Consider the following 12,145-nt stretch of genomic DNA (forward strand, 5'->3'; position numbering starts at 1 on the left):
AGCCCATGCCAACAAATACAACCACTCATCCCACCGCAGAAGCATTTGATTACATCGTGATTGGCGCAGGCACCGCAGGGTGCCTGATGGCCAATCGGCTGAGCGCCGACCCCAATAATCGGGTGCTGCTGATTGAGGCGGGCGGTCGGGATAACTACCACTGGATTCATATTCCTGTGGGCTACCTTTATTGCATTAATAACCCGCGCACCGACTGGCTGTTTCGCACCGAGCCGGACAAAGGGCTCAATGGCCGCTCGCTGATCTACCCTCGGGGGAAAACCCTGGGAGGCTGTTCTAGCATCAACGGCATGATCTACATGCGCGGTCAGGCCCGGGATTACGACCACTGGGCAGAGGTCACTGGCAGCGACGAGTGGCGCTGGGAGAACTGCCTGCCCGACTTTATCAAACACGAAAACCACTACCGGCTAGATGAAGGCAGCGACGGTGATGAGGCTCACCGTGCTTTTCATGGCCATGGCGGCGAGTGGCGGGTCGAGAAGCAGCGCCTGAAATGGGAGGTGCTGGATGACTTTGCCGAAGCGGCGGTGCAGGCGGGCATCCCCCGCACCGACGACTTCAACCGGGGGAGTAATGAAGGGGTTGCCTATTTTGAGGTGAACCAACGTGACGGCTGGCGCTGGAATACCGCTAAGGCGTTTTTGCGCAGCGCGCTAAAGCGCGACAACCTGACGCTTTGGCACTCGACCCAGGTGAATCGGCTCTGCTTCGATCATACACAAACGCTTCGTTGCAATGGGGTAGAGGTGGTGCGCAGCGGCAAAACCCAGCGCGTGCAGGCGCGAAAAGAGGTAGTGCTGTGTGCAGGGGCCATTGGCTCGCCCCACCTTTTACAGCTGTCGGGTATTGGGCCTGCTGAGCATTTGCGTGAGCACGGCATTGAAGTGGTGCACGACCTGCCTGGGGTAGGTGAAAATCTGCAAGATCATCTCCAGATTCGCTCGGTGTATCGTGTCAGTAATGCCAAAACGCTCAATGCTATTGCCAGTACGCTGTGGGGCAAGGCGGGGATTGGCTGGGAGTATGTGACCAAGCGCACCGGGCCGATGAGCATGGCGCCTTCGCAGCTTGGTGCGTTTACCCGCAGTTCTGACGATCAGCCGTATCCCAATATTCAGTATCACGTGCAGCCGCTCAGCTTAGAGGCCTTTGGGCAGCCGCTGCATCCGTATCCGGCCATTACCGCGAGCGTATGCAACTTGAATCCTACCAGCCGAGGAACGGTGCGTTTGAAAAGCGCCGACCCGCGTCAGGCACCGGCGATTTCGCCGAACTATCTCAGCACGCCGGAGGATCGCAAGGTGGCGGCTGATTCGCTGCGGGTGACTCGACGTATCGCCGAACAGCCTGCCTTTGCTAAATATTCGCCTGAAGAGGTAAAACCGGGCGTTGAGTATCAAACCGATGACGAGCTAACGCGGCTAGCGGGAGATATTGGCACGACGATTTTTCACCCGGTCGGCACCACGCGAATGGGGAAACGTGATGACCCAATGGCGGTAGTCGATGAAAAATTGCGGGTGCGTGGGGTGGTGGGATTACGGGTCGCGGACGCGGGCGTAATGCCTACCATTACCAGTGGAAACACCAATTCGCCCACGTTAATGATCGCTGAAAAAGCCGCTGGATGGATTTTTAAAGAAAATTCATTGCATTGACATTTTTTTTCATCATAGTGTTGACGTGCGGCTTGGTTAAGCGCATGCTGAATGCAGTTGGTTAGCAAGTCGAACGTTGTCAGCAGTATCGAAACGCTCTAGCGTTGAGTCTGGTGAAAGTTTCTTGTTCTACCCACTGCAACTCGGGTATTACCCGGCTCTACATTAAGCTTTATCGAGGATTTCGATCATGGCAACTGGTACCGTTAAGTGGTTTAACGACACTAAAGGCTTCGGCTTCATTTCTCCGGACGACAATGGCGACGACCTGTTCGCGCACTTCTCCGAAATTCAAGCTGACGGCTTCAAAACTCTGCAAGACGGCCAGAAGGTTTCCTTCGACGTCACTCAGGGTAAAAAAGGCCTTCAGGCTTCCAACATCAAAGTTCTGGGTTAATTCCAGCTTGATGTTCGCCGCTAACACCTGATGTTAGTGAGCTAGAAAAACCCCGCCTTGAGCGGGGTTTTTTGTTTGTGGATTATTATCTGCCCCACGGCCCACGGCCCACGGCCCACGCCTATATTCTATTTTCTTCTTACTGTGTTTCTAAAAATAACTTTTTAGAATATCTGCTAGGCGGCACAATGCCCTTCATATTGTTCGGTTATGTCAGTTGAGTGGGCTTGAGAAAGGATGTGTGGTTATGTCGCTGGATGCTTGGATTGCAGTAGGAGTCGTGCTGACTATCTTCCCGTTGATGTCGTTGTCACGCCTAGGGCCAGATATCATTTTAATGGGCGCGGTGGTGGTGCTGATGACGCTTGGCGTGATTGACCCACAGCAGGCGTTGGGTGGATTCTCTAATAGTGGCCTGTTTACTGTGGCGTTTATGTACGTGCTGGTGGCCAGTATTCGTGAAACGGGCGGTATCGATCTTATTATTCGCTACGTGCTGGGGCGGCCAACCAGCGAGCGCGGCGCGCTAACACGTCTATTGCTACCCGTGGCATCGCTCAGCGGTTTTCTCAATAACACCCCGGTGGTGGCGACCTATATTCCCGCCGTCATGAGCTGGAGCCGCCGTGTGCGGCTTTCCCCACAGCGCTTGCTCATGCCGCTGAGCTTTGCCTCTATTTTAGGCGGTACTATCACGCTATTTGGTACCAGCACTAACTTGGTAGTGCATGGGCTACTGATCGAGCGCTACCCTGATTTGGCCATGGGGCTTTTCGACTTGGCGTGGGTAGGCATTCCGGTCGCGGTAGCGGGCTTGGCTTATCTTATTTTCTTTGCCCCACGTTTATTACCCGCCCGTGGCGGCACGGCTAAAGCCTTTGCTAACCCTCGCGAGTTCACTATTGAAATGGAAGTAGACCCGGCAGGGGTACTGGTTGACCGGACGGTCGAAGAGGCGGGGCTGCGCCATTTGCAGGAGCTGTTCCTTGTCGAGATCGAGCGCGCCGGTAACGTGGTCAGCGTAGTTGGGCCAGGGGAGCAGCTCAAAGGCGGGGATCGTTTGGTGTTTGTGGGCACCTCGGATGCCGCTGTAGAGCTTCAGCAGATCCGTGGGCTGATCCCTTCTCGGGATGGCGCTTCTAGCCTAGAAAAAGAGTTCAAAGAGCGCCGTTTGGTCGAGGCGGTGGTCTCCAATCAGTGCCAGTTTATTGGTCAGCGGATTCGTGACGGTCGATTTAGAACGCTATACGGCGCTGCTGTGCTAGCGATTTGCCGCGGCGGCGAGCGCGTGACGGGGAACCTAGGCCAAGTGCGCTTGCAGCCAGCCGATGTATTGCTGTTAGAGGCACGCCCGCCGTTTATCGAGCGCCATCGGCAGTCGAAAGATTTCTTACTGATCAGCGAGCTAAACGGCTCGGCGCGGCCCATTCATGAGAAGGCCCCGCTGGCCTGGGGGATTTTGCTAGGCGCGGTGCTGCTGGCTGCGTTTGGCGTCCTGAGCATGCTTAATGCCGCTATGCTGGGGGCGGCGATGGCGCTGCTGACCGGCTGCTGCACAGTGGGCGCGGCTAAGCGGGGCTTAGATACTCAGGTGTTATTAACCATTGCCGCCTCGTTCGGAGTGGGGGCAGCGTTACAGTCGTCAGGTGCAGCGGATGCCATGGCAGGCAGCGTGCTGTCGTGGGTGGTGGGCAGCCCGTGGTTGCTGCTGGTGGGTACCTACTGCGTGGTGGCGCTCCTCACGGAGCTAGTGACCAACAACGCCGCGGCGGTGATTATTTTTCCGGTGGTCATGGCGGCTGCAGAAAGTCTCGGCGTGAGTCCTATGCCGTTTGTGGTGGCCGTGATGTTTGCCGCCTCGGCCAGTTTTCTGACCCCGATCGGCTACCAAACCAACTTGATGGTGCATGGTCCTGGTGGCTATCGAGTCAGTGATTTTTTACGTGTTGGTGGTGGTTTAAATGTACTGACCGGTGTGATTGCGGTCACGCTGATTCCATTGGTGTGGCCGTTTTAAGCGGTTAATGTCTCGCTCCCCGCGCTGCTTTACGCTAGGGTGACGCTTTTAATATCAGTAAGGAAATAACCCATGACAGCCCCAGGCGAACTGATTATTGAGCCAAAAAATGGTCAACCCGCCGATGCGTGTGTGTTTATTATTCATGGCCTAGGTGCCGATGGGCATGATTTTGAACCCCTAGTGCCCGCCTTAGCGCTGCCAGAAAGCGCCAACGTGCGTTTTATTATGCCCCATGCTCCGCGCCTGCCGGTCACCATTAACGGCGGCATGGTAATGCCCGCCTGGTACGACATTCTGGCGATGGATTTGGGCCGCCGGGTTGATGAAGTTCAGCTGAAAAAATCCGCCGAGCGTATTCAGGCGCTGATTCAAGAGCAGATCGATCAGGGTATCGATAGCCAGCGGATCATCGTGGCGGGCTTCTCCCAAGGCGGCGCGGTGGCGTATCAGGCTGCGCTCTCGTTCCCGCAGCCGCTAGGCGGGCTGCTGGCGATGTCGACCTACTTTGCTACTGCCGATAGCATCGAGCCTGCCGAGGCTAACCGTCAGGTGCCGATTGAAGTTCATCACGGTAACTTCGACCCCATCGTGCCTGAAACCTTGGGCCGTAGCGGTGTAGAGCGTTTAAAAGCCATGGGTTACAACGTCAACTATCGCCAGTACCCGATGGCCCATGCGCTATGCCCACAGCAGGTCAACGATATCGGCAAGTGGCTGGGCGAGCGGTTAGGCTAAATGGATAGCCATCGCCGAGGCCGTGCTGCCGATGTGCCCAGCGATATCCCTCAGCGGGGCTGGCATGATATTGCATGGCGAGTGGTGCGCGCGGCCCGCCGGGATAGAATCACTATGTTTGCAGCTGGCGTCGCTTTCTATGCACTGCTGGCGCTGTTTCCGACCATCGCGGCGGTGATTTCGGTGTGGGGGCTGCTGTTTGATCCAGTGGAGGCCGGGCGGCAGCTCTATACGATTAGTCGCTTTATGCCCCCTGATGCTGCCAACCTGATTGATCAGCAGGCGCAAGAGGTGGTGGAGAGCACCGAGTCTGGCAACGTGATGACCGCCTTGGCAGGGTTATTGATTGCCATGTTTATCGCCTCGAAAGGGGTGTCGGTGTTGGTGATTGGCTTAAACGCCGTTTACGGCGAGCAGGAGAAGCGTTCGCTGCTGTATAGGGCGTTGGTGCTGGTCTCGCTGACCTTTGGTCTCATTGTGATGACGCTTGTTTCCCTCGGCTTTATTGCCGTTGTGCCTGTTGTGGTGGATAGGCTAATGATTGATCCGCCGCTGGATAGAGTGCTGCAGTGGCTACGTTGGCCGGCACTATTAGTGCTAATGAGCTTACTGATTGCCATGCTATATCGCTTTGCGCCCTATCGGCGCTCACCGCAGTGGCGCTGGTTGAGTTACGGCACGCTGTTTGCGACGCTGATGTGGCTGTTGGGCTCCGGGGGGCTGTCGCTCTACGTGCGCTATTTTTCGACCTTTAGCGAACTGTATGGCTCGTTAGGCGCGGTGGTGGCGCTGATGCTGTGGTTTTGGTTGTCAGCATTTGTCGTGCTGTTTGGTGCGGAGCTTAATAGTGAAATGGAACGCCAAACCTGTCATGACACCACCGTGGGTGAAGCGCGTCCTCTAGGCGAGCGCGAGGCATTTGCTGCCGATACCATTGGCGTCGAAAACCCTTGGAATAGTGACAATACCGCAAGAAAGCGACCACCGTGCGATTAAGAGACCGATCGTGCCACCGCCCAGCGAGCTGGGCGGTGAAGGTTAACGGTAGAGGCGAATAGAGCGCTACAAAAGCTCCTCGGCGGCCAGTGCCAAACGGGAGCGTTCAACGCTTTTCAAGGTGATATGCCCAGCATGGGGCCAATCTCTAAACCGTTCTACTACGGCGGCCATGCCGCAGGTGTTGGCGGTGAGGTAGGGTGTGTCGATCTGCCCGACGTTGCCCAAGCAGACAATCTTGGTGTTACGCCCGGCGCGGGTGACCAGCGATTTAAGCTGTTTAGGGGTGAAGTTTTGCGCCTCGTCGATGATCAAAAAGGTGTCGTTTAGCGTGCGCCCGCGCATAAAGCTCGGTGAGCGAATTTGCACACGTGAGCCAATCAGCTGCCGCGTGGCACCGTTATCCCAGCTTGATTCCCCCTCTTCGTTACGCAGCAGGTTATCCATATTGTCGTGGAAGGCCCCCATCCACGGCGACATCTTCTCCTCTTCGGTACCCGGTAAGAAACCAATATCCTCCCCCATGGGGATGGGCGCGCGGGTGAAGACAATACGCTCAAAGCGTTTGGCGTCCAGGGTCTGCTGGAAGGCTGCCGCAAGGGTCATGAAGGTTTTACCAGTACCCGCGTTACCGGCAATGGTGACAAGGTCAATCTCGGGGTCCATCAACAGGTTGAGGGTAAAGTTCTGGCGGCTATCGTGAGCGTGGACGCCCCACACACCAGCATGGTGACGGTAGTTGGTGAGCAGCTGAAGCCGGGCAGAGGAGGGCGAAAGCTCGCGCACAATAGCCTCAAATTCAGCACCATTCTCGCTATCAGAAACCAACATGCCGATATGCCAGTGGCGGGGCATATTGCCGCTGAGTTGGTAAAACGTATGATGCCCAACACGCTCCACGGTAACCTCAACGTTGAGCGCTTCCCATAGTGAGGCGCCATCCTGCCCGGCCGAGGCGTACACCTGGGCGCCTTCAATCATCGCATCGCTATCGGAGAAGGCGCGATCATTCAGGTAGTCTTCCACCGGCACTTTTAGTGCGGCGGCTTTTACCCGGAGATTAATGTCTTTCGTGATCAGGATGACCGAGGCATCCGGACGTTCGTCACGCAGGCGGCAGGTTTCTGCCAGGATTCGGTTGTCGGGACTATCGTCTAGCGAGTCGAAAGGCTTTAAATCGTTGTAGCATAAAAAGTGTAGGCGGCCGGATTCTCCGCTGATGCGGGGAATGGGGATGCCTTTCTGGATTTCATCGAAGGTAACCTGATTGGTCAGGTCGGAAAGGGTGCGGCTGATTTGCCTTGCCGTACGGGCGATTTCGCGGATGCCGTTTTTGTGCTTGTCCAGCTCTTCAAGCACGGTCATAGGGATAACCACATCATGCTCATCAAAATGATAGAGCGCAGTGGGGTCGTGGATCAGGACATTCGTGTCTAGGACATACAGCCTAGTCGCTTTCTTATCGAGTCGTACCATCGCGGAAACTACTCCTTGGTTGACGGCAACATCGACACTGGCAGACGCACTTTACGCTTAGATGACACTTGCCTGTGTCGGTTCTCTAGCGTGTCCTTAGTTCTCCTTATCTTCCGTTTTTTAGTTTAGCAATTTCTAACAGCGTGGAATGCATTTGGGATTTTCGCCACTCCTTAATTTCAACGTTGCTATGGGGGTAAGTCCTATTAGCGAGTCGTTCCTAAAAAGCGCGTGACGTTTGTGAGTAATGCAGTGGCGACCACGCCCAGGCTTTCACCTTCGACATAGCGGTAGTAGTGGCTTTCCAGCAGCAGGTCGTGGTTGAGCGCACACAGCGTGTGATTGGTTAAGGCGTCTTTGACCAGTGGGTAAGGCAGTAGCGCCCAGCCGGTACCGTTAATCACCGCATCACGAATCACCTCAAACATGGTTAGGCCCAAGTAGTTGGTCGAGAACAGCGCCTCGCTCACGAGTTTGTCGCCCTGATCGAAGGTCAGGCATACCTGAGTGTATTGGGCCAGATCATCCTTAGTGACATTGGGCAGGCGGCTAAGCGGATGATCAGGAGCAGCCACTAGGCTCATGCTTACCGGCGCTAGGTTGCTGGCGTTCACCGAGGCACCTTCGGCAGTATAGAGCCCAAAGGCAATATCCACCGTTTGACGCAGCACAAACTGGGCGTGCTCCTGAGGCGGCAGCAGGTACACCGAAATGGCGGTCAGCGGGTAACGCTGCTTTAAGTCGTGCATAACCTGCCGCCAAAACACCTCGGGCAGGGCATCGTCCCGAGCGATGCAGAGCTGGCTCTCAACGCCCTGCAAGTGCTGCTGGCAATGTTTATTAATGCGGCTGGCGCTGGTCAGCAGTCGATAGCAGTCGGGGAGTACGCTTTCCCCCACCGCCGTTAGCTGCAAGCTGTTACCCGAGCGCTCAAACAGCGCCACACCCAGGCTATCTTCCAGCGCATTGACGGAGGCACTGAGCGTACTACGCTTTATTCCGGTATGCCGGGCGGCGGCGGCAAACGAGCCGTGTTCTGTGACATCAATAAACGCCTGCACCTGTTCTGCGCGCATGAGAACCACCTTATGAAAACCCTTTGAGCGCCAATATAGTTGGCGCTGAGCGATTGGTGAAGCGCTAGTGTACTCACTATGATGGCCTGCGTTTACTATCCTCTTATTGGAGCAACCCGCGTGACCCCCTTTGTCGCCGAGCGCCGAGCGCTTAGATTTTCCGCCATTTCTGCCAGCCTATTTGCCTTTACCGGGCTTGCCTTAGGCCTTGCCAGTGGCTCAATTACGATACTCTTCGATAGTGGCTATTCGCTATTAAGTTTAGTGCTGGCATCGCTGTCGCTGTTTGCACTTCAACAGGCCCGCAAACCCGCGGATGATCACTACCCCTTTGGGCGGCTAACGGTAGAACCGCTAGCCGTGCTGCTCAAAGGCGTGGTGATTGCGCTAGTGTGTCTGTTTTCGCTGGTCTCAGCGCTCTGGAGCCTGGCTCAGGGTGGACGTTTGGTCACGCTGGACTTGGCGCTGATGTTTGGCGTGGTCAACGTGACGGTGTGTTTGCTGACTTGGTGGTGGTTAAACCAGTACGCCAAGGTCGCGCAATCTTCACTACTGGCGGCGGAGCTCCGCCAGTGGCAGATGGATACCTGGCTCAGTGCCGCCGTGATGCTGGGCTTTGCCCTCACTTGGGGGCTCACGCTCTCGCCATGGGCGCACTTGGCGCGTTTTGCCGACCCGGTGATGGTCCTGATTATTGCCGGTTACTTCCTGCCCATGCCGATTCGCATGGTAAAAGGGGCGCTGCGTGAGCTGATGTTTGGCGAACCGGTAGGTAGCGTCCGCCAGGAGGTGGTCCAGGAAGTCGCGGATTTTGATATTGCCGATGACGATGTGCGCCTAGCGCAGGTGGGCAGTTTTTTAATGGTCGATATTCAGCTGGATAAGCAGCAGATGGATGACGCCGAAGAGATTGTCGAGAGCGTAGAACAGCACTGTAAGCTGCGCAATCTCCGCCCGGTGACGAGTATTACGCTGGTCACGTGACACTGGCATTGAAAAAATGTTGACGCTATCGAAGGTGTGGTGATATTTAGCGCTACCGACAATTGGTGTCGGCTTAACACTGCACTTTTGAGGGTTGCAAAAACATGCCATTGCGCCGCTGTTTGCCCGTGCTGCTGGTCACCGCTTTGGTGGCTGGCTGCGCAAGTTCTACCATTGCCCCAAGCTATACCACTGAAAATCCTGACGTGATGCGGATCGGCGGAGAGCGCCCTGTCAGCGCTGACCCGCGTACCGAAAACGCCGGTTCGTTCTGCCTGGAAACCACCGAGCGCTGGAACGAACATGGCCGCACGCCAGATGGCCAAACGCTGTGGGCGAAAGATACTCTGCGCCGCGTGGTGCCTTGCCAATAATTGGCTGACATAGGCTCACGCAAGCTGCGCCAGCGCAACCCGCTGGCGCAGCATTGGTCAGTCGTCCTCTTTCTTTTGCGGTTTGCCCTTACGCTGGGTACCCGCCATCTCTTCCAACTCCTCTTCGCTCATCGAGTCATACATCTCTTTCGAAGCGTCATACAGCTCGCTTGGCTTGGTCTCACCGCTCTTAGCCGAGAGGGCAGCCCCGGCGGCTTTCTGCTGTGCTTTAGAGGTGGCTTTCATTTAACGACTCCTGTCAGTTGACTTCCCTTAGGTGCTCACGCTATTAAGCCTAGCAGTGGGTAGTGTTGTTTCCAGACTGACGAGCGCGTTTAACATAAGAGAGCTCCATGACACCGGCGATTAATAGCGCAAGGCACGCAGGTATTGCCTTTCAACTTCACGAGTATCATCACGATGCTGATGCCTCATCCTACGGGCTAGAGGCGGCTGAAAAGCTGGGTGTAGCCGCTGAGCAGGTGTTTAAAACACTGGTGGTGAGCCTAGATGGCAAGCAATTGGCGGTCGGCATTGTGCCGGTGAATTGTCAGTTAGGGTTGAAACGCATTGCCAAAGCGGCAGGTGCTAAAAAGGCCACGATGGCTAGCCCAGAGATTGTGGAACGCACGACGGGCTACGTGCTGGGCGGCGTTAGCCCATTGGGCCAGAAAAAGCGCTTACCGACCTTCATTGATGTCTCTGCACAGCAGTGGTCGACGCTTTACGTGAGTGCCGGGCGGCGTGGGTTGGAAATCGAACTTTCGCCGGAGGATTTAGCCGCACTCAGTCAGGGGCAATTTGCAGCGCTCTCTGCGTAGGAGATACAAATCAGAGTCAGCGCATGGCAAAGCAGGGGGTGGCACTTTCTGGTATGGTGCTCCAAATTATCGGTTTGCTGGGCAACACGCCCCCTTCAGGAATTTTTTGTGTCTGATACCTCGTTTGCATCCCTTGCGCTCTCTCCTGCGCTGCTGAGCACCCTAGACTCCCTTGGCTATCACGAAATGACGCCGGTACAGGCGCAGAGCCTGCCGCCTATGTTGGCGGGCCGCGATGTCATGGCCCAGGCCAAAACGGGATCGGGCAAAACCGCCGCCTTTGGTTTGGCGCTACTCTCCCAATTACGCGTTGAGGCGTTTAGCGTCCAGGGTTTAGTGCTGTGTCCCACCCGAGAACTGGCGGATCAAGTGGCGGAAGAGCTGCGTCGTCTCGCCCGCGGGATGCCCAACGTGAAAGTGCTCACGCTCTGCGGCGGCGCCCCGTTTGGCCCGCAGCTCGCATCGTTGGAACATGGCGCGCACATCGTGGTGGGCACGCCGGGCCGGGTGGATGAGCACCTGCGTAAAGGCTCGCTCACGCTCGGTTCACTCTCCACGCTGGTGTTGGATGAGGCTGACCGCATGCTGGATATGGGTTTTCAGACCACCATTGACGATATTATTTCCGATACGCCTGCCGACCGCCAAACCCTACTGTTCAGTGCCACCTTTCCTGATGAGGAAGCCTCAGGCGGGTTGGCGATCATGACGCGTGGCGTCATGCGCGACCCGGTCAGCGTTAAAGTCGAAGAGACCCACGACGCGACGACTATTGAGCAGCACTTCTACGATGTGGCCAACGACGACGCCCGCTTTGCTGCGCTAAAGCAGCTGTTGCTTGCGACACGGCCCACCACCAGCGTGGTGTTTTGCAACACCAAGCGAGAAACCCAAGCCGTGGCCGATAGCTTGGTCGACGCGGGCTTCAGCGCGGTGGCCATCCACGGTGATCTTGAGCAAAAAGATCGTGACCGGCTATTGGTGCTGTTTGCCAACCAAAGCGCGTCCATTTTGGTGGCCACCGATGTTGCCGCCCGTGGCCTGGATATCGCTCAGCTAGACGCTGTGTTTAACTACCAAATAGCCCGCGAGCTAGAGGTACACGTACACCGTGTTGGGCGTACCGGACGCGCGGGTGCCAGTGGTATTGCCTGCACGCTGGTGACTCCCCAAGAGAGCTACCGTTTAGAACGCTTAGCGGATCTTTTGGGTGAAACACTGAACACCGAGCCGCTGCCAAAAGCGACCAACAGTGCCCCGTTTGAGCCACCTATGGCGACCCTGCAACTAGCCGGTGGCAAAAAGGACAAGCTTCGCCCCGGCGATATTCTGGGGGCTTTAACCAGTGAGGGCGGTCTACGCGGTGATCAGGTGGGCAAAATCAAAGTTCTTGCGCGCAGTGCTTACGTGGCTGTAGAGCGAGAAGCGGTGCAAAAAGCTCAGGCAAAGCTTGAGCGGGATAAGCTAAAAGGGCGTGCTTTTCGAGTGCGTCGCATTCGGTATTAACGACGTATTCAAATCAATGCTGATGTGTATCACACGGTCATCAGCGTATTCGCGACTCGCGCATTCGCCATGTAGATG

General features: G+C 56.2%; 12 protein-coding genes. 9 read left to right on the forward strand and 3 right to left on the reverse strand.

Going from position 1 to position 12,145, the window contains the following annotated elements; all coding sequences use genetic code 11:
* The first annotated feature begins 5 nt into the window (after window positions 1–5).
* From ACIGG6_RS07295 to ACIGG6_RS07315, 5 genes are all read left to right on the forward strand, one after another.
* Window positions 6–1,682 (forward strand): GMC family oxidoreductase, encoded by a 1,677-nt coding sequence (locus ACIGG6_RS07295; RefSeq protein WP_399843543.1) that lies wholly within the window; start codon window positions 6–8, stop codon window positions 1,680–1,682.
* 190 nt (window positions 1,683–1,872) lie between these two features.
* The gene (locus ACIGG6_RS07300; protein WP_054641278.1) at window positions 1,873–2,079 is read left to right on the forward strand and encodes a cold-shock protein; all 207 of its coding nucleotides are present in this window, start codon (window positions 1,873–1,875) and stop codon (window positions 2,077–2,079) included.
* A gap of 247 nt (window positions 2,080–2,326) precedes the next feature.
* Window positions 2,327–4,096, forward strand: coding sequence for an SLC13 family permease (locus ACIGG6_RS07305; protein WP_399843546.1), 1,770 nt, complete (start codon window positions 2,327–2,329; stop codon window positions 4,094–4,096).
* A gap of 72 nt (window positions 4,097–4,168) precedes the next feature.
* Window positions 4,169–4,834 carry an alpha/beta hydrolase gene (locus ACIGG6_RS07310; RefSeq protein ID WP_172514775.1) on the forward strand — a complete coding sequence of 222 codons (666 nt, stop codon included), beginning with the start codon at window positions 4,169–4,171 and terminating at the stop codon, window positions 4,832–4,834.
* Window positions 4,835–5,830 carry a YihY/virulence factor BrkB family protein gene (locus ACIGG6_RS07315; protein ID WP_399843549.1) on the forward strand — a complete coding sequence of 332 codons (996 nt, stop codon included), beginning with the start codon at window positions 4,835–4,837 and terminating at the stop codon, window positions 5,828–5,830.
* Between the two features lie 66 nt (window positions 5,831–5,896).
* On the opposite strand, the gene ACIGG6_RS07320 is transcribed toward ACIGG6_RS07315, so the two are convergent.
* Both ACIGG6_RS07320 and ACIGG6_RS07325 read right to left on the reverse strand, forming a co-directional pair.
* Window positions 5,897–7,306, reverse strand: coding sequence for a PhoH family protein (locus tag ACIGG6_RS07320; protein WP_399843551.1), 1,410 nt, complete (start codon window positions 7,304–7,306; stop codon window positions 5,897–5,899).
* 206 nt (window positions 7,307–7,512) lie between these two features.
* Window positions 7,513–8,382 carry a LysR family transcriptional regulator gene (locus ACIGG6_RS07325; RefSeq protein WP_399843553.1) on the reverse strand — a complete coding sequence of 290 codons (870 nt, stop codon included), beginning with the start codon at window positions 8,380–8,382 and terminating at the stop codon, window positions 7,513–7,515.
* Between the two features lie 120 nt (window positions 8,383–8,502).
* Here ACIGG6_RS07325 and ACIGG6_RS07330 point away from each other — a divergent pair, with 120 nt between their 5' ends.
* Window positions 8,503–9,366 (forward strand): cation diffusion facilitator family transporter, encoded by an 864-nt coding sequence (locus tag ACIGG6_RS07330; protein WP_399843554.1) that lies wholly within the window; start codon window positions 8,503–8,505, stop codon window positions 9,364–9,366.
* Between the two features lie 104 nt (window positions 9,367–9,470).
* Window positions 9,471–9,740, forward strand: a complete 270-nt coding sequence (locus tag ACIGG6_RS07335) for a hypothetical protein (RefSeq protein ID WP_399843556.1) — start codon at window positions 9,471–9,473, stop codon at window positions 9,738–9,740.
* A gap of 57 nt (window positions 9,741–9,797) precedes the next feature.
* Here ACIGG6_RS07335 and ACIGG6_RS07340 read toward each other — a convergent pair whose 3' ends face one another.
* The gene (locus ACIGG6_RS07340) at window positions 9,798–9,986 is read right to left on the reverse strand and encodes a DUF3008 family protein (protein WP_399843557.1); all 189 of its coding nucleotides are present in this window, start codon (window positions 9,984–9,986) and stop codon (window positions 9,798–9,800) included.
* 107 nt (window positions 9,987–10,093) lie between these two features.
* On the opposite strand from ACIGG6_RS07340, the gene ybaK reads away from it, so the two are divergent.
* Together ybaK and dbpA are read left to right on the forward strand one after the other, a co-directional pair.
* Window positions 10,094–10,561 (forward strand): Cys-tRNA(Pro) deacylase, encoded by a 468-nt coding sequence (gene ybaK, locus ACIGG6_RS07345; RefSeq protein ID WP_083024814.1) that lies wholly within the window; start codon window positions 10,094–10,096, stop codon window positions 10,559–10,561.
* Between the two features lie 108 nt (window positions 10,562–10,669).
* On the forward strand, window positions 10,670–12,067 hold the full coding sequence (gene dbpA / locus ACIGG6_RS07350; protein ID WP_399843559.1) for an ATP-dependent RNA helicase DbpA: 1,398 nt from the start codon (window positions 10,670–10,672) through the stop codon (window positions 12,065–12,067).
* The last annotated feature ends 78 nt before the right edge of the window (window positions 12,068–12,145 follow it).

This window comes from Vreelandella lionensis, from assembly GCF_044543515.1.
In the GTDB taxonomy this organism is placed as follows: domain Bacteria; phylum Pseudomonadota; class Gammaproteobacteria; order Pseudomonadales; family Halomonadaceae; genus Vreelandella; species Vreelandella lionensis.

Bases quoted from the DNA above. Each gene is read 5' to 3' on its own strand.
- ACIGG6_RS07295 (WP_399843543.1), top strand. From the start codon at position 6: ATGCCAACAAATACAACCACTCATCCCACCGCAGAAGCATTTGATTAC.
- ACIGG6_RS07300 (WP_054641278.1), top strand. From the start codon at position 1,873: ATGGCAACTGGTACCGTTAAGTGGTTTAACGACACTAAAGGCTTCGGC.
- ACIGG6_RS07305 (WP_399843546.1), top strand. From the start codon at position 2,327: ATGTCGCTGGATGCTTGGATTGCAGTAGGAGTCGTGCTGACTATCTTC.
- ACIGG6_RS07310 (WP_172514775.1), top strand. From the start codon at position 4,169: ATGACAGCCCCAGGCGAACTGATTATTGAGCCAAAAAATGGTCAACCC.
- ACIGG6_RS07315 (WP_399843549.1), top strand. From the start codon at position 4,835: ATGGATAGCCATCGCCGAGGCCGTGCTGCCGATGTGCCCAGCGATATC.
- ACIGG6_RS07320 (WP_399843551.1), bottom strand. From the start codon at position 7,306: ATGGTACGACTCGATAAGAAAGCGACTAGGCTGTATGTCCTAGACACG.
- ACIGG6_RS07325 (WP_399843553.1), bottom strand. From the start codon at position 8,382: ATGCGCGCAGAACAGGTGCAGGCGTTTATTGATGTCACAGAACACGGC.
- ACIGG6_RS07335 (WP_399843556.1), top strand. From the start codon at position 9,471: ATGCCATTGCGCCGCTGTTTGCCCGTGCTGCTGGTCACCGCTTTGGTG.
- ACIGG6_RS07340 (WP_399843557.1), bottom strand. From the start codon at position 9,986: ATGAAAGCCACCTCTAAAGCACAGCAGAAAGCCGCCGGGGCTGCCCTC.
- ybaK (WP_083024814.1), top strand. From the start codon at position 10,094: ATGACACCGGCGATTAATAGCGCAAGGCACGCAGGTATTGCCTTTCAA.